The following is an 18,154-nucleotide window of genomic DNA, read 5'->3' on the forward strand; positions in this document are numbered from 1 at the left end:
CCGAAAAGTGTTTGATTGCTCGAAATTAATACTGACTTGGTGTTGAACTCAAGGTTCAACTTTATTTGCACGCTTGACATTTCGTTTAGTTTTCAAAGATCATTTCAATCTTGCTCGTTGTTTACTAACAGCGACATAAAACATCATAACATTTTATTTCGTGGAAGTCAACAACTTTTTTACTTAAGTTCTCTTCTTGTAGAGACTTTATACATCTTACAACATCGTCTGCTTGATGTCAAGGAATTTTGTAATTAAATCAACAAATTCCTTTAACTGCACCTGCGATTGTGAACTTTTTGTGAACATCGCTAACTGCGACTTTAATAATATACCATCTCCAAAAATCTAAGTCAACAAATTTCTACAAAAAAATACAAATGGCTTTAACCACTTGTAATTGGATTATAGAATTATTTGATCAATAGCTATGAGAGCCGCCATACCGGGGATGCCTAAAAATCCACTAATGCAAGCTGTAATGAAATTAATTGGAATATGAAAATCCATTAATGTCCCAATTGAATTTATAATGAAAAGACCCAAGGCGCCAATCATGATCTTTACAAGACCGCTGCCTACCAATCTTATTGGCTTAATCGGAGCGCCTAAGATTAATAGGAGACCCATTAGCCCTCCGAGAACAACGATAATCGTTGTCGGTTCAAATATGCTTATATCCATCATCCCTTCCCCTTTCATACTTTGTCCCACTTATTATCATTACTATGAAAGGGAAGTTAAAAAAAGAACAAAGAGAGGCTCTTTATTTTCGGTCTGCTGATAGATTACGGAATTTAGCCTCTCTTACTAAATAAAAATATTTAGCTTCTGAAATTTTTAGCTCATTCAGTAAATGTACACTCGGGTCAATACTTTTTTCTACTAATACTTTATTTCTCATCCATTCATCTTTCAATTCATTTAAAGAATTCCAAAGTTTTTGATCTGTCTCTCTTCGAAGCTTCCCTTTGCGGCGGAAAAACATCAACTAATCCCCCTGTTCCTTATAATTCACGTCGTCCTTCTAATGCCTTTGATAGGGTGACCTCATCTGCATATTCTAAGTCCCCACCAACCGGCAGACCATGGGCAATTCTAGTAATTCGAATACCCGATGGCTTGACTAGACGTGAAATATACATAGCTGTTGCTTCTCCTTCTATATTCGGGTTTGTGGCAAGGATAATTTCCTTTACTTCTTCATCCTGCAATCTTTTCAATAGTTCCGCTACTTTAATATCTTCCGGACCTACACCATCCATTGGTGAAATTGCGCCGTGAAGAACATGGTACAGTCCATGATACTCCTTCATTTTTTCCATAGCAATGACATCCTTTGGGTCCTGGACAACACAAATTACACTGCGATCCCGGTAATGGTCATCACAAATGGAGCATGGGTCTCGGTCCGTTATATTAAAGCAGACGGAGCAATGCGTCAGATTTCTTTTGGCATTTACTAAGGCTTTACCGAAATCTAATACATCTTCCTCTTTCATTTTTAATACAAAAAAAGCCAGACGAACGGCCGTTTTAGGACCGATACCTGGCAATTTCATAAAGCTATCAATCAGCTTTGCAATTGGTTCAGGGTAATGCATTCTATTTTTCTCCTCTTTTTAAATGCCATTAAAATAGACCTGGAATATTTAAACCTTGCGTATATTTACCCATTGTTTGGTTTGTTTTTTCATCAACCTTCTTTAGTGCATCATTTGTTGCAGCTAAGATTAAATCTTGAAGCATTTCGATATCTTCAGGATCTACTACTTCTTCTTTAATTTTTACTTCCTGGACAATTTTACCTCCAGTAACAGTGACAGTGACCATACCGCCGCCAGCTGTTCCCTCAAATACCATCGCCAATAATTCTTCCTGAGACTGCTGCATTTGTTTTTGCATTTTTTGAACTTGCTTCATCATATTATTCATATTTCCCATTCCACCACGCATATTGTGAAACCTCCTATAAGTATATTCAATAATTTGTTAATCTTTTATTTCAATTAAATCAGAACCAAATAATTTCTTTGCTTCTGCTATTAATGGATCTTCTTCAGGTACTTCCTCTTCATTTTCATTCTTTTGCTTGCGAATGAATTCTTCTTTAACATCTTCCCACTCTTCAAGAGTGATCGCATGCATTTTCAAATCTAATCCGGTTGTTTCACGAAGGACCTTTTCAATTATATCACGTTTATTTGTTGATGCCATTTGACAGTGAAATTCGTGTTTAAAGGCAAGAACGAAGGCTGACTTTGAGGCTGCAACGACTTTGGCATCTAGAATCATCGCCTGCGCAGCAATTTCTCGATTTTTCAAATTATCTAGAAATAAGCCCCACTGGCTTGATAACCGGCTGAGGTCCTGCTTTGATGCGGTTTTCAACATTTCCCTTACCGGGCCTGTTGCCTTTCTGGAGTTTCGGCCTGACCCTGTTTTTACAGGTTTCCTCTCCGCTTGGTGTGGTTCAGAACCTCTTCCCGAATCGATCATTGAACCATTTTTCTTCCACTCGTTTAATTCCGATTCCAACCGATTGATCCGGTCAAGGAGTGCACCAATTTGTTCATTGGATCCTGAGCCACCTGTTCCTGCACTACCCTGCTGGCAGATTTTCACTAAAGCCAACTCCAGGAAAATCTTCGGATGATTCGTCCATTTCATTTCTTGCTGGCTTTCATTAAGCCCATTTATGATTGTATAGATTTGATCTGGTGATGTTTCAGCAGTTAATGTCTTAAACCCATCATCAACAATCGCCCGCTCCATCATTCCCTCTAGATTCGGTGCAGTTTGATATAAAAGCATATCTCTAAAGTAAAAAATTAAATCCTCAATAAAACGAGCTGGCTCTTTACCTAGCCTTAAAAGCTTATCCACTGTATGTAACGCTTCTACTACATCCCTGTTCAATAAATTCCCTGCAGTCTCAACTAGAAATTGCTGAGAAACAGCTCCTGTAATAGAAAGCACATCCTCAACCGTTACTTTCTCACCACTAAAGGAAATTGCTTGATCAAGAAGGCTTAATGCATCACGCATTCCGCCTTCAGCAGCCTTTGCGATTAATGGCAAAGCTTGCTCTTCTGTCTCAATATTATTTGAATCCATAATTTCCTTCATTCGTTCGACCATCGCTCGAGGAGGAATTCGTTTAAATTCAAAACGCTGACAACGAGAAATAATCGTTAGCGGGATTTTATGCGGTTCAGTTGTTGCTAAAATAAAAATAACATGTTTCGGCGGCTCTTCTAATGTTTTTAGTAGTGCGTTAAAGGCTCCAATAGAAAGCATATGTACCTCATCGATGATATATACCTTATAACGAACAGCACTTGGTGCATATTTAACTTTATCCCGTATATCTCGAATTTCTTCGACGCCATTATTTGAGGCAGCATCAATTTCAATAACATCCGATATCGAGCCGTTTGTAATACCTCTACAAGCATCACACTCGTTACAAGGTTCACTTACCGGTGCCCGCTCACAGTTAACGGCCTTAGCCAAAATCTTAGCCGCACTCGTTTTTCCTGTTCCACGTGGACCGGAAAATAAATAAGCATGGGAAAACTTTTCCTGAACTAAAGCATTTTGCAATGTTCTAGTGATATGCTCCTGACCGACAACATCATGAAATGTTTGCGGTCTCCAAACACGATATAACGCTTGATAAGCCATTTCCCATGCCTCCTTTTACCTCTTTTTTGTACTATCAAAACTTATTATTCTAATTTGTAGATAGTATAAGAAAGGACATCGACTTCCGCCATTACTGGCGGCAAGCCGTGTCTTTCTAATCTATTTCATATGTACTAAATAATTATAACTGATTAAAGAAAAAAACTCACCCTATTGGTGAGTTTTTAATTTCATATGTAGGTGTCGTGCACCTTCTGTCGATATGGCAGCCATAAGCGTTACTTAAGCAGTTAGCTCGGCCCAGGCAACCCTACGGCACACAAGATGATCCACTTACTGCTGCTTCCTTCCGGACCTGACAGGGTTCGTGGGTTCCCGTTGCGTAGGACCCAGACGTCAACACCACTTACTTAAGGCAGGCCTTACGGCTACCAACCTCGAGAAGGGATTCGGCCTCGCTACAGCGGATTGCGAGTACAGGGCACCGCTACCTCCCCGCTTAGCACGACTCCCTAAGTATATAGTCTTTTATCCAAAAAATCAATAAGATAAGCGGTGGTAATTGTTTGTACATTTGCCAAGGTACATTTTACTTTTACAATATCATCGTCTTTGTCTGCTTTTTCTTTTCACGCAACCCTTTGAAAAAGTTACTTAGTAATGCAGCACATTCATCCTCTAACACACCGCTGGTCACCTCAGCCATATGGTTGAAACGATCATCCTGTAATAAATTCATGAGCGTTCCGGCACAGCCGCCTTTCGGATCCTTTGCCCCATACACTACACGATCAACTCTTGATAACACGATAGCCCCGGCACACATTGGGCATGGCTCCAATGTAACGTATAAAGTAGTTTCAGAAAGCCGCCATGTCCCTAACTTTTGGCAGGCATCATCGATCACTAACAATTCCGCATGGGCAACAGCCCTTTGCTCGGTTTCTCTCAAATTATATGCTGTAGAAATAATTTCTCCATCTTTTACAATGACAGCTCCAATCGGAACTTCACCGATTGCTTCTGCTTTTTTTGCTTCCTCAATAGCAGCCTTCATAAATAATTCATCTTGGCTAGTCATAAAATTTCTCCTTTGCGTACACAACATCTTCCACTATTATAAGGGAACTTTAACAAAAACAAAAAAACTGCAAGCAACCGTGCCTACAGTTTTTTCATTCAGTCATTCCATTCAATCATCGCTCAAGACCCATTTTTCTAACAACAGCATCATCTCGAAGCATCGTCCAGATTGCCGGGTCTTCCATTCCTAATCTCCAAAGTGCCAAGCCCCGTATTCCTAAACGGTTCGCTAACCGTACTTTCGCTTGGATACTCGCACGGTCTTCAAACCATACTTCATGGTTAACACCATTTTCATCTGTATAAGCGAACATTGGAGTTTGTGTTTCTTTATCAAAAGTAATTTCTTTATTATGCTTCTTTGCTAAATTTATTGCCATGTCATAAGTTACATACGATGCACGACCTGTTTGCAGGTTAAAATCAAAACCAAATACGGAAACAGCGGCTACGATCTTTTCTTTAGGCATAACTGTCATCGCATATCGTAAAACAGTTTCCATCCGCCCAATTGAAACAACCGGTCCTGGACCACTACCAGGCCAGCCATGTTCATTATACAGCATAATAACAAACTGATCTGTTGGCTGATGAAGATTCGGATAATCAAACGGTTTCGCAAATACACTCGGGTCATTAGGCCCCGTTTTCGATGGCACAGCAGTGGAGAAGAAGTAGCCCCGCTCATCGAAAACACGCCCGATCACGCGATATAACTGGGTCAAGCGATCTCTGTCTTCCTCTAATACATCTTCAATATCAATGTCGACACCATCTAATCCATAACGCTCAACAAGTCGAACTAAATTCATGGCAAAAGCATTCATATTTTGTTCAGACGATACAAGCTCATGGATAACGCGTTTAGCAAGCTCGACTCCTTCGTCATATAAAAGGTTATGGACTGTTGCGAGCATTTTCACATTATGGCGGTGACCGATAGTAACTACCGCCCGGACTTCGTCATCTGTAAATTCACCGAACTTATCAATTGTTGTCGGATTATCTTTGCTGATTCTAAACATGAACAAACCGGCCTGTGATATTTGCTCTATGTTAGTAACAAACGACTGATAGGAGCTTGGAAGTGTTGGACCTTCTTCTAATGTATAGTAGCCTAAAATTTGAACAATTGGTTCGGAACCATCATAGGCACGCAATGCTGTTACCGTTTTTGAAATCCACCCAGGGTTTCCATTAAATAATGCAACCCTATACCAATCCCCTTGAACACCTAGGAGTGGTAGCCTAGCCCCACGGGCCATTTGTGCCAAAACATTGTAGGCTGCCCCTGGTCTCTCCCTGACATTGGCAGTATCAACATTAACAACCACTTCTGAAAACACAGGGATAGTCAGCTTTTGGCCAATATTTAAATCCATATTTTCTAAGTTATTTAGAGTCATTATACTCTCAACTGTTGTATTGTACCTGTTAGCGATACTGTATAAGGAATCCCCCGATTTAACAGTATATACCGTCTGTCTCTCGTATCCTTCTGATACTTTTAGCCGTTGCCCGATATAAATAATGTTTGAACGTAAATTATTCAGATTCTTTATCTGTTCAACAGTAGTTTCAAACCGTTCCGAAAGTGTATATAAGGAATCCCCTGCTTGAACAATATAATAGTCAACATTAAATTCCTCAGGAATAACAAGCTGTTGATTAGCATAAATAATATTATCCTCTAAGCGGTTCATTCCTTTTAATTCTTCAACATCTAAGCCAAATCTTGTCGCAATTGTATACAAGTCATCTCCCGGCTGAACATTATATACCGTTTTTTCCAAATTAGAAGGAACGGTTAAAGGCTGACCAATAAAAATAACATTAGACGTTAAACGGTTTTCATCTTTAATACCTTGGACTGTCGTGTTAAACTTCTGTGCAATTGAAGCTAAAGATTCCCCAGGCTGCACAACATACATGATTTGCCGAAAATACATTTTGAGTCTCATCCCCCTCACCTAGACATCTACATCAATATATGCAGGAAGGGGATATTTTTGACAAAGAAAAAAGCACTATCACACGGACAGTCCTTAAATAAGGCTTAGACAGCCAAAAATACTTTTTCATTACTTCTCATGAATTTCATTTCTAATTCACATGCCGGTAAAGGCTTGCTGATTAAATATCCTTGGCCGTACTCACAATTGTGGAGTTTTAGATAATGAATCTGATCAATATTTTCAATACCCTCCGCAACGACCTTCATTTTAAGAGATTTGGCTAAAGAAATAATTGCATTTGTCATGAGTGATGATGAAAGGTGATTCATGCGTCCAATTTCATCGATAAAAGATTTATCAATTTTCAAAACATCAGCTGGAAGCATATCCAAATACTTCAAGGAACTATAACCTGTACCAAAGTCATCAATAGCTATGCTTACACCTAATCGTTTTAAAGCGTATAACTGACTCATAATCACTTCTTCAGACAGCATTGATACACTTTCAGTAACTTCAATTTCTAAATGTTTCGCTTCATGATTCGTTTCATGTAAGATACGTTCGATCATCCCAATCATCGTTGGTTGTTTAAATTGATGAGCTGACATATTAACTGCCATTATAAAATTATTGTAGCCTGCCTCGTGCCACTTCCTATTTTGTAGGCAGGCCTCTCTTAAAACCCACTCTCCAATTTGACTAATAAGCCCTGTCTCTTCGGCTAATGGGATGAATTCCGCCGGAGAAACCATCCCCATTGTTGGATGGTTCCAGCGGATTAAAGCTTCACAACCAGAAATCTCATTTGTCTTTAAATCAATCTTCGGCTGATAATAAAGAATGAACTCATTATTATCAATTGCTTTACGTAATTCCAATTCTAGCTGCATAATTCTTACTGATTTCTCTTTCATATGGGGCTCATAAAATGAGAAGCCATCTTTCCCTTTATCCTTGGACCAGTACATGGCAACATCGGCATTTTTCATTATTGTTTCAATATCATTTCCGTGTTCGGGATAGATGCTAATCCCAATACTGCAAGTTATTAAAATCTCTTTTTGTTCAATCATATAAGGCTGTTTGATTCGGTCTATCATTTCCTTTGCAATAATTTCAATTGAATTTCTATCGCGGTAGTTTACCAAAATTGTAAATTCATCTCCACCTTGACGGGAAACAATAGCATCCTTTTCAACAATACCTTTTAATCGTTTAGCCACTGCTTTTATCAGGTTATCACCAATACTATGACCAAGTGTATCATTAACATACTTAAATCGATCTAAATCTATGAATAAAACCGCAACACTATTATGTTTTCTAATAGCTTGCTGCAATTCATATTCAAATTTTCTACGATTTGTTAAATGTGTTAAATGATCATGAGTTGCTAGTAATTTAATTTCTTTTTCAGCTTCTTTTCTTGCCGTAATATCATTTCTTATTGTAATAAACTGATAAGGTTCCCCTTTGCTATTAATGAAAGGAACAATAATCGTCTGCACCCAATAATAGCTGCCATCCTTTGCTTTGTTTTTTACCTGGCCTTCCCAGACTTGTCCTTTGTTAATTGTTTCCCATAAATTTTGATAAAAATCTGCTGTATGGTAGCCTGAGTTAAGGATGCGGTGGGTCTTACCAATAACCTCTTCTGCACTGTATTTAGAGATATTACAGAATTTATCATTTACATAAACTATCCTACCTTTTTTATCTACTACCTCTACAATACTGGAAACTTCTAAGGCGGACTTTAGATTAATAAGCTCCTTATAAATGTTTTCAGCCTCTGTTTTGGACTGAATTTTTTCTGTAATATCCTTAAAAATGATTAATTCATTATTGTTCAATACTGTGTTCAAGGGGATTAATACCATTTCTAAATCGATATCATTTTCGTCAATCCTTTTACCCTTTTCTTCAATCAATTCATCTTTCTTTATCGATGCTTTGATTTCAGGATTGATAAAGTCATGAACATTTCTTCCAACTACTTCACTGCTATCATCAGCACCGAGTGTCTGATACCCTGATTTATTTATGAATGTAATTTTGTCTTCCTGTACAGTCATAATCCCCATTGGAGAATGATCGACTAACAGTCTATATTTTCTTTCACTATTTTTTATATTTCGGAAAAAGTGCCAGACCACAAATAAAATGATGATCAAAAGCAGATTTGAAAAAATAAGAAAAAGCTTTTGGGAATTTAATCCTTGCAAGCTCTTTCGACCTGATTGTTCAATTAAGTTGACTAGCTTGTCTAAACTTTCAATTTGGTCTATACTTTTTAGATTGATTTTACTGACTATTACCTTTTGTTGCTCTTTATCATTCTCTATTAAAAGTAATTGGTAATCTTCCTTTACATCGTTCCAAATCTCCATAGTTTTTTGAAACTGTGCCTGAATCTCTTTATCCTCCAGCTTTACTAAGCCAAGCTCATTGCTGCCATTCATTAAACCATAAAAGTTTTTTTCGAATGTACCCATTGATTCTTGAAGCTCTTTCTTCGTATAAAGACCTTCCATAAAGACATATTGAATGGCCTTCTTGCTCATTTTTTCAGTTAGCATTCGCTCCCTGCCCGCAACATTGATCATATGGGACACATTCTCTTCTTGAGAAAGCGAGTAAGAAATTATATAAAAACTCCCTATGATTACTGTAAAAAGTAATGCTAGAGAAATTCCCAGTCTAAATGAACTTGATTTGAAGATTGAAAAACCAGCCACCATGTCACCTACTTTCCTCTATTGAAAATATAGTTAATTTTCCGTAGCAAAACCGTGATTTTTTTCACTGAAGGAGATTAATTTCCATAGTGAAAGAAGGATTGTCGGAAATTCGACAAAATGCAACAAAAAAGGTAGACTCCATGAGCCTACCTAATGTAATTTAAGTTTATTCTTTTAATCTTTCGCCCGACCCCATCTTCGTTCCCTCAATCGATCAACAATCGTGATATCTCTTTTATGGGCGATTTCTTTTTCAGTAAATAAATCTGCTTTTTCCTTTACTCCCGCTATGTTATCCGGTTCTTTACACTTTTCATGAATTAAATTTCTGATGAGCTGGCTTTGACTTATAGGGGCATGAAACTTTTGAAAGTGCTGCTCTCTCAAGCTTTCAATTTTTTGCAATTCCTCCTCGGAAACTCGTAAAGTAATCGTCTTATACATACCATTCACCTCTACTTAAGGATAATCTTCCTCTAGTAAAAAGGTCGTCGGTTCGTGCTAGAAGTTTTTAGCTTTTATCATTGGTTATTGTCGATTATTACGCGTTATTAGGCGGAAAAAGGTCTCTGAATATAGTTTTTAATAATTTACAGAACTAGCAGTTTCCGCAAATCTCTTGCAAAAATCACATCTATTCGTAATCACAATATTTTTATCATCAAAAGTAATCGACCCCTGTTCCTTCAACTTCACGATTACCCGATTTACACTTTCACGGGTTGCTCCAATAATATTGGCTAGTTCTTGTATCGTTAGCGGGAGTTCTATTTTCACGCCACATTTGGTTCTTTTTCCAAAATCATTCGCAAGTCTTTCAATTGTTTTAACCGTTTTTGTATAGACATCTAATAGTGCTACATCCGCCAATATATTCGAAAATGAATGTAATTGCCCCGCCATAAAGCGAATCATTTCAACTGAAAAGCTTGGATTTGTTCCCATTAGTTCCTCTACATCGGAAGCCAGCAAATATAATACCTCTGTGTCGGCTAGTGTTTGTGCTGTTCCGGGATACGTAGAGCCCGGTTTACTGAACACAGATACCTCCGCAAAAAGATTGCCTGGCCGTTTAATGCAAACAACCAACTCTTTCCCCTGATGATTAACTTTCTTTATTTTGACTGTTCCGCTCTTCACAAAATAAATCGCTTTTGATTCATCACATTCAGAAAATATAATCTCTCCTTTTTTATAGGTTGCCGTTTTCACCTTTAAACTTAAAGTACTAATAATATTATCCGAAACATTTTGGAAAAAAGGGATGCTCCTTAAAAACTCAATATTCATATTTCCTAACCCCCCTAGCACAAGCAGTATAATAGATTTCATTATCTTATAATAATCTTATTATAATTTACACTGGACATCTTCACACTGCTTACAAGGGAAATGCCTTCAAATCTTCACAAATGTAGTTAAGCAAAACCTTTAATTCTATTTCTTCCCTCTTCTTTAGCCATATAAAGGGCTTGATCAGATTGGTAGATAAAATCTTTAATCCTCATAAAACTATTCGGTTTCTTTGTAGCATAGCCTACACATACAGTGACATGGTCGCTTACCTTAGATTGTTTATGTGGTATTTTTAACTGTTCAATGGCCATTCTTATATTCTCTGCAATGCCCCTTGCTCCTTCACCATCTGTGTCAGGCAGAATGATCACAAATTCCTCTCCGCCATAACGACATGCAAGATCACTTGGCTTCTTTAACGTCTCTTTAAGAGTTTTTGCGACCTTTCTCAGACATTTATCACCGCCTAAATGACCATACGTATCGTTATAGGCCTTAAAATAATCTATATCAATTAATAGCAAGGACAATGATGTTGAATTCCGTATTGAATTCTCCCACTCACTTTCTAATTTCTCATCAAAATACCGCCGATTCGCAATTCCCGTTAATCCATCCAAAGTAGATATCTGCTGCCAAAGCTCTTGTGCTTCTCTCAATTGCTGCTCGGCTAGTTTTCGTTCTGTAATATCTTTAACCATCGCCATAATGGACGGTGGATTTTCATTAACTAGACTGACAGTTAGATCACCCCAAATGATGCTACCATCCTTACGAATATACCGTTTTTCCATATGATAATGCTCTCGTTTTCCTTCAAGAAGCTCCTCGTACAGATCCAGATTCTTCCGTGTGTCTTCAGGATATGTAAGCTCTGAAAAGGTTTTATACAGTAGTTCTTCCTCAGAATACCCCAATATTTGTTGTAGCGTGGAATCTGTCCCTAAGAGTCGTCCTCCCTCCACATCAACGAGCGCAGTCTCAATTCGAGCCTTAGTTAAAATACGTTGCATGCGTTGATGGCTTTGTCGTAGGTCTTCCTCTAATCTGAGTCGCTCTGTTATGTCCCTGACAATTACTTGAGTGGCAGGTTTCCCCCTAAAAGAAATCGGGGACGTGATTACCTCAACATCGATGACCTGTCCATCCAGTGTTATGAATTTTTCTTTGGCTAACTCATTTATCTTATGTTCAAAATAGGATTGGTGCACACGCTGCTGTGCCAGATCTCGATAATCTGGATGAACAATGTCAAAAATTGATTTTCCAATCAGTTCTTCTTCATGATTGGCATGTAATAGCTTTAATCCAGCAGGGTTAATATACACAAATTTACCTTCCTGGTGTACAGCAATCGTATCTGGTGATAGCTCAACCAATTGGCGATATTGTAATTCACTTTCACGTAGTTGCTGAATATCACCTGAATGGTCGATAAACTTAGAAAACCTTAGCATTTTCGTCACCTCTTGCTGTCAGGGAATAATATAAAAAACATTTTAACATACATTTTTATTTAATAAATATTTTTTGAAAGCAATATTAAGCCAAAACAAAAAACCCTTGATATATCAAGAGTTTTGGGACGGCCCCGAGAGGAATCGAACCTCCGACGCACGGTTTAGGAAACCGACGCTCTATCCGCTGAGCTACGGAGCCAGATATTAAATTGTGTACATTTATTAATTATAATAACAATAACAAAAAAGTAAACCCTAGAGTCTGAAAAAATTAAAGGTAGAAAGGACCCAGTATATTATACGGGACCCTTTCTGCTTTACTATTATTAGAAACTTCCAAAAAAATTTTTAAAGGACTGAATGGTTGTTTCGCGATTCAAATGGGCGATTGAAGTTGTTAATGGAATTCCTTTCGGACATACTTCAACACAGTTTTGTGAGTTACCGCAATTCGTAATGCCGCCTTCACCCATAATGGCCTCCAGACGCTCTTCTTTATTCATGCTTCCGGTTGGGTGGGCATTAAATAAACGGACTTGCTGTATTGGCGCTGGTCCCATAAATTTTGATTTACTGTTCACATTCGGACATGCCTCTAAACAGCAGCCACATGTCATACATTTTGATAACTCATAAGCCCATTGCCTTGTTTTCTCTGGCATTCTTGGACCAGGTCCCAAATCATAGGTACCATCGATTGGAATCCAAGCCTTTACCTTTTTCAATGCGTCAAACATGCGCTCTCGGTCCACCCATAGATCACGGATGACTGGAAAGGTTTTTAAAGGTGCTAAGCGAATGGGCTGTTCAAGCTGATCAATAAGAGTTGAACATGCTTGACGAGGCTTTCCGTTGATAACCATAGAACAGGCTCCACAAACTTCTTCTAGGCAGACACTTTCCCAAACAACTGCTGTTGTAGCTTCTCCTTTTGCATTGATTGGGTTTCTGCGAATCTCTAGCAGCGCTGAAATTACATTCATGTTTGGGCGATAGGGGATTACAAATTCTTCTTCATAAGGAGCAGAATTCATATCCTTTTGACGTGTCACAATTAATTGAATGTTATTTTTCCCACTTGCCCCCATCAGTTCTCCGCTCCTTTCTTCTTCGCTTTCGTATAATCTCGTTTTCTTGGCTTAATAAGAGAAATATCAACCTCTTGATAAGAAATTTCTGGCTCATTTTTTGTAGTGTTGTATTTGGCCATCGTTGTTTTCAACCATTCTTCATCATTACGGTCAGGGAATTCAGGCTTGTAATGGGCCCCACGGCTTTCGTCACGGTTAAGGGCACCAAGTGTAATCACATGGGCAAGATTAATCATTCCCTCTAATTGGCGGACAAACGCTGCACTTGTATTAGACCATTTTGCCGTATCCTCAAGATTAATATTTTTATAGCGTTCGGCTAATACCTGAAGCTTCGCATACGTTTCCTTCAGCTTTTTATTCTCCCTTACAACTGTTACATTTTCAGTCATAAGCTCTCCTAGCTCTTTATGAAGCCTATACGCATTTTCAGTGCCTTTCATTGAAAGGATAGAATCATATTTTTCTTGGTCCTCTCTCACTTGCTTATCAAATATAGCACTAGACATCGTGTCACTTGTTTTATTTAGACCACCAATATATTCAAGTGCCTTTGGACCAGCTACAAAACCGCCATATACAGCTGATAATAATGAGTTAGCTCCAAGTCGATTGGCGCCATGCTGTGAATAATCACATTCACCGGCTGCAAATAAGCCTGGGATACTAGTTTGTTGATTAAAGTCGACCCATAAGCCACCCATTGAGTAATGGACGCCAGGGAAAATTTTCATAGGGACTTTACGAGGGTCGTCTCCTACAAATTTTTCATAAATCTCCATAATACCGCCTAGTTTTATATCTAGTTGCTTCGGATCAATATGGGATAAATCAAGAAATACTTTATTTTCCCCGTCGACGCCTAACTTTTGATTAACACAAACATCGAAGATTTCTCGAGTTGCGATATCACGAGGAACTAGGTTACCATAGGCAGGATATTTCTCCTCAAGGAAGTACCAAGGCTTTCCATCCTTATAGGTCCAGATCCTTCCGCCTTCCCCACGAGCAGACTCACTCATTAGTCGGTTTTTATCATCACCCGGGATTGCAGTTGGATGGATTTGAATAAACTCACCATTTGCAAAATACGCACCCTGCTGATATATCCTTGCGGCAGCATATCCGGTATTAATAGTCGAATTGGTAGACTTTCCGAAGATAATTCCCAGTCCACCTGTTGCCAAAATGACTGCATCTGCCCGGAATGGCACAATCTCCATCGTTTTTAAATTTTGAGCAGTAATTCCCCGACAAACACCAGCTTCATCAAGTATGACTGATACAAACTCCCAACTTTCGTATTTAGTTACTGTACCCGTTGTTTCATAGCAACGAACCTGTTCATCAAGAGCATACAATAATTGCTGCCCCGTCGTGGCTCCTGCATATGCTGTTCTATGATGCTGGGTACCTCCAAATCTACGAAAATCCAAGAGGCCCTCTGGTGTTCGATTAAACATAACTCCCATCCGGTCAAACATATGGATAATCTTGGGTGCTGCCTCACACATCGCCTTCACTGGAGGTTGATTGGCAAGAAAATCCCCGCCATAGATCGTGTCATCAAAATGTTCCCACGGAGAATCATTCTCTCCTTTTGTATTTACAGCGCCATTAATTCCACCTTGGGCACAAACAGAATGAGATCGTTTTACTGGTACAATCGAAAATAAATCTATTTTTTTTCCGGCTTCTGCTATTTTAATCGTAGCCATAAGGCCGGCTAAACCGCCTCCAACGACAATAACCTTTCCGTTTTGCATCAGAAAGACTCCCTTCCTTTTCATTAGATGAATGCAAAAATTGCACGTAATCCAACAAACGATAATGCAAAAAACAAAGCGATTGTTATATATTGAAGTATCTTTTGCGACTTTGGAGAAACTGTAATTCCCCAGGTGATTAGAAACGTCCAAATTCCATTAGTAAAATGATAAATAGCAGATAAAATACCAATAATATATAAGACTATTGATAGAGGATTTTCTACGATACTAGCCATCATATTAAAATCTACATGTACACCCAGTTCCGCCTGCACCCTCGTTTGCCATACATGCCAAATTACAAAGGCGAACGCAATGAAACCTGTTAATCTTTGAAAGAAAAACATCCAATTTCGCATGTACTTATATTGGCCCACATTATTTTTTGCTTGTAGAGCAATCTTGGCACCATAAATAGCATGGTAAAACAACGGCAAAAAGATAATAAATATTTCTAAGGCATACTTAAATGGCAAATTTCCCATAAATCCAGATGCCGTATTGTAAGCATCCTCTCCCCATACTGCACTATAGTTTAAAAATAAATGAAAGGTTAAAAAGACCCCTACTGGAATTATTCCAGCTAAAGAATGCAGCTTCCGGTAGAAATTTTCGTGGTTTCCAATACCCATTACTCTTAAACCTCCTTTATTTACTAGCAAAAAAATTATTTCTAAATTCTTAAACCAGTTATCATATGATCGATTTTTCCCTCCAATCACGTAGGTTTGTGAATTTTTTCACAAACATATTTAAAATTTTTTCTAAATCACTGCTAACCTATCTCTTTTTTAACCTACATGCATACTATAGTTGCCTACCTACAAAAAAAGACTTAAATCTACAAATAGCAACATATAATACACAAATTGGACATAAATCCCAATAAAATAAAGCCCGTGACAACGGGCTTCGTTAAACTTCAATATATGATATATTAGCTACGGCAAAACTACTGTACATTTTCTTGTACTTCCTGTGGTGCCTGTGAATTCTTCACATCCTGCGATTCTGCTAGTTTGCCAGGATCCTGAACATTATTCTCAGCATCTTGAACATTCTTTAATTCTTGCGTTTCCTCTATTTGTTCCAGTTTCTCTTCTACCGTAACTAAATCAATCGCAAGTGGCAATGCTGAGCCGCCAGCATGCATGATTTCAAGTTCGACCAATCCTTTTTCTTTTTCAGAAACATAATCAATGATAGTAGCTAATTCCGTCATAGGCTTGAGAGTTGGGATTAAATAGACTTTTCCATCCACTTTTACAGCTCCATTGTAAATTCCACCACGGGCACCTACGCTAACTCTAACAGTCTTTGATTCTCCCGTTTTATTAATGATTGGGATCTTCACAAGATAAGACGCACCGAAATGACCAGGATTTTTTATCATTTGCTCTTTGTCACCGAGACCATTTTCTTGCGACATCAGATTGTCAGTTGCCCCATTTGAAATTTGATACGCTGTTTCTTCAGTTCCAACTTCATATGGTGGTAGCTCAGTAGTTAGCTGAGAGCTACTCCATACCCCACGTGGGTGTTTAGCCGTTTGGTCAAGCTCAACCGGTTTGGACTTAATCGACGCTAAATCGGATCCGTTTTTACTTAAAACTGTCCGGATTTTATATTTCAATTCACCAGTTCCAGATTTTTTCTTCACTGTAAAATCATATTGGAATCCTAGTGTATTCCCTTTTGGAATATCAAATGACTTCATTAATGCAGTTTGCCCCGCTTTTACAACAGGACTTTCCATTTGGACACTCATCACCTTCCCGCTTAATACATTATCAACAAGCGGTAGCCCAACATCCCAATTCACCCAGCCATTGGCGGTTTTGCGATTTGTACCTTTAAAATCAACGACTTCAATTTCATTGGTGGATGACAGATTTTCAATCGTAATTCCTACCGTAGCAGTCTTGTCCAGTTCACTAATATGCCAGCCAAACACACGATGGTTGACTGCAGCATCTCCAGATTGAACGTCATCATGCCATAACGTAACATTGTCTTCCGGTAATGTCCGGTCATTTAAATTTTCTGGGTTATCACTGATCATGATTCTTCTGTTTCCTGCAAAACTAGCTTTTTCAACATTCGTTGGCTTCTTAAAGATTACTTCTTCTTTTTTCAGAAACTCATGTTTGAATTTTGCTTGATTGATATAAATAAAGATTTCTTTTGTATCAGCATCATAGTGGGAATAGCCGCCAAAAACTTTTGGAATTATATTAATCGGCATTACAAGTGTACCCTTATAATCAAATAACGGGTTTGCAATTTGTATTTGTTCGCCATCTACAATGACATAATTTTTATCTTTTACAAATTTAATTTTCGTTTCATTCCATTGGACATCAATCCCGTCATCCTGCTGCTTCCATGTTAATTCACCAGACGCATTGTCCAATACTGATTGAAGTGGAATAAATGTAACCCCATTCCTAACAATTCTCGTAAAAGAACCAAAATCAAGCTTGTTATCATTTACATAGACCGGTGCATCAATCGTTTGGAAGGTGGTATCAGGCAATGTAATTTTGATTTTCTTTGTATTCTCATCCCAAACGACCTCGCCGCCAAAAGCCTCTCCTACGAAACGCAAAGGAACAAGCGTCCTGTCTTTATAAATAGTCGCAGGAACATCTAATTTATGATCTTCTCCTTCAATTTGCGCAACATCAGAATCGATCACTAGATTAATATTTTTTTCATTTTTAATCGCACTAATCGCTCTATTTTTTTCATCCCAATTCACATTCGCATCCATTGCCTCAAAGATGGCACGCAACGGAACCAAGGTCCGATCATTTTTCATTACAGGTGGAACATCAAACACCACAGGGATCTCATTTACAAGGATTGTTAGACCAGCCATCTCTGTGACAGACGCCCCTTTTGGTGCTTCCTTTGCATAAACATTTGGCAAAAATACATTCATTGCTAGAGTACTAGATAAGAATGCTGTTATCATCTTTTTCTTCAAAATATTTCCTCCTTCGTAAACCAAAGCAATCTCTCTAATTCTACCACTATTATGTTACAAAACAATTTCAAACTTATTAAAATTCTGGTATTTAATGGGAAATAAAAAAATCGCTACCG

15 protein-coding genes, 1 tRNA gene and 1 other RNA gene are annotated in these 18,154 nt (G+C 38.2%); all 17 read right to left on the reverse strand.

The annotated features are described in order from the left end of the window. Positions 1-405 precede the first annotated feature (405 nt). A complete protein-coding gene (locus P9E47_RS16740; RefSeq protein ID WP_035198546.1) occupies positions 406-684 on the reverse strand; it encodes a pro-sigmaK processing inhibitor BofA family protein in 279 nt (92 codons plus the stop codon). Between the two features lie 82 nt (positions 685-766). Further along, on the reverse strand, positions 767-988 hold the full coding sequence (locus tag P9E47_RS16745) for a YaaL family protein (protein WP_035198492.1): 222 nt from the start codon (positions 986-988) through the stop codon (positions 767-769). A 19-nt stretch (positions 989-1,007) separates the two neighbouring features. Then, positions 1,008-1,604 carry a recombination mediator RecR gene (gene recR, locus P9E47_RS16750; RefSeq protein ID WP_003329800.1) on the reverse strand — a complete coding sequence of 199 codons (597 nt, stop codon included), beginning with the start codon at positions 1,602-1,604 and terminating at the stop codon, positions 1,008-1,010. A 28-nt stretch (positions 1,605-1,632) separates the two neighbouring features. Continuing rightward, on the reverse strand, positions 1,633-1,956 hold the full coding sequence (locus tag P9E47_RS16755) for a YbaB/EbfC family nucleoid-associated protein (protein WP_003329799.1): 324 nt from the start codon (positions 1,954-1,956) through the stop codon (positions 1,633-1,635). 36 nt (positions 1,957-1,992) lie between these two features. Continuing rightward, on the reverse strand, positions 1,993-3,687 hold the full coding sequence (gene dnaX / locus P9E47_RS16760; RefSeq protein ID WP_326164084.1) for a DNA polymerase III subunit gamma/tau: 1,695 nt from the start codon (positions 3,685-3,687) through the stop codon (positions 1,993-1,995). Between the two features lie 204 nt (positions 3,688-3,891). Next, an RNA gene (gene ffs / locus P9E47_RS16765) (signal recognition particle sRNA large type) lies at positions 3,892-4,156 on the reverse strand. An 87-nt stretch (positions 4,157-4,243) separates the two neighbouring features. Continuing rightward, on the reverse strand, positions 4,244-4,729 hold the full coding sequence (tadA, locus tag P9E47_RS16770; RefSeq protein ID WP_326164085.1) for a tRNA adenosine(34) deaminase TadA: 486 nt from the start codon (positions 4,727-4,729) through the stop codon (positions 4,244-4,246). A 115-nt stretch (positions 4,730-4,844) separates the two neighbouring features. Beyond that, positions 4,845-6,680: a LysM peptidoglycan-binding domain-containing protein gene (locus P9E47_RS16775; RefSeq protein WP_003329795.1), complete on the reverse strand. Its 1,836-nt coding sequence runs from the start codon at positions 6,678-6,680 to the stop codon at positions 4,845-4,847. A gap of 107 nt (positions 6,681-6,787) precedes the next feature. Further along, entirely contained in the window at positions 6,788-9,430 is a 2,643-nt protein-coding gene (locus P9E47_RS16780; RefSeq protein ID WP_326164087.1) for an EAL domain-containing protein, read from the reverse strand. A 174-nt stretch (positions 9,431-9,604) separates the two neighbouring features. Continuing rightward, positions 9,605-9,874, reverse strand: coding sequence for a hypothetical protein (locus tag P9E47_RS16785; protein WP_326164088.1), 270 nt, complete (start codon positions 9,872-9,874; stop codon positions 9,605-9,607). Positions 9,875-10,012: 138 nt separating this feature from the next. Next, positions 10,013-10,720, reverse strand: coding sequence for a Crp/Fnr family transcriptional regulator (locus P9E47_RS16790; RefSeq protein WP_003329792.1), 708 nt, complete (start codon positions 10,718-10,720; stop codon positions 10,013-10,015). Between the two features lie 128 nt (positions 10,721-10,848). Continuing rightward, on the reverse strand, positions 10,849-12,183 hold the full coding sequence (locus tag P9E47_RS16795) for a sensor domain-containing diguanylate cyclase (protein ID WP_326164089.1): 1,335 nt from the start codon (positions 12,181-12,183) through the stop codon (positions 10,849-10,851). 129 nt (positions 12,184-12,312) lie between these two features. Continuing rightward, a tRNA-Arg gene (locus P9E47_RS16800) sits at positions 12,313-12,385 on the reverse strand. A 127-nt stretch (positions 12,386-12,512) separates the two neighbouring features. Further along, positions 12,513-13,274, reverse strand: coding sequence for a succinate dehydrogenase iron-sulfur subunit (gene sdhB / locus P9E47_RS16805; protein WP_326164091.1), 762 nt, complete (start codon positions 13,272-13,274; stop codon positions 12,513-12,515). Beyond that, positions 13,274-15,043, reverse strand: coding sequence for a succinate dehydrogenase flavoprotein subunit (sdhA, locus tag P9E47_RS16810; protein ID WP_326164093.1), 1,770 nt, complete (start codon positions 15,041-15,043; stop codon positions 13,274-13,276). Before sdhA ends, sdhB begins: the two co-directional genes overlap by 1 nt. 23 nt (positions 15,044-15,066) lie before the next feature. Further along, a complete protein-coding gene (locus P9E47_RS16815) occupies positions 15,067-15,678 on the reverse strand; it encodes a succinate dehydrogenase cytochrome b558 subunit (RefSeq protein WP_326164095.1) in 612 nt (203 codons plus the stop codon). Positions 15,679-15,998: 320 nt separating this feature from the next. Continuing rightward, complete coding sequence (locus P9E47_RS16820; protein WP_003329787.1) at positions 15,999-18,035, reverse strand: stalk domain-containing protein; 2,037 nt, start codon at positions 18,033-18,035, stop codon at positions 15,999-16,001. Positions 18,036-18,154: the final 119 nt, after the last annotated feature.

It is taken from the genome of Schinkia azotoformans, from assembly GCF_035811335.1.
Lineage (GTDB): Bacteria > Bacillota > Bacilli > Bacillales > Bacillaceae_J > Schinkia > Schinkia azotoformans.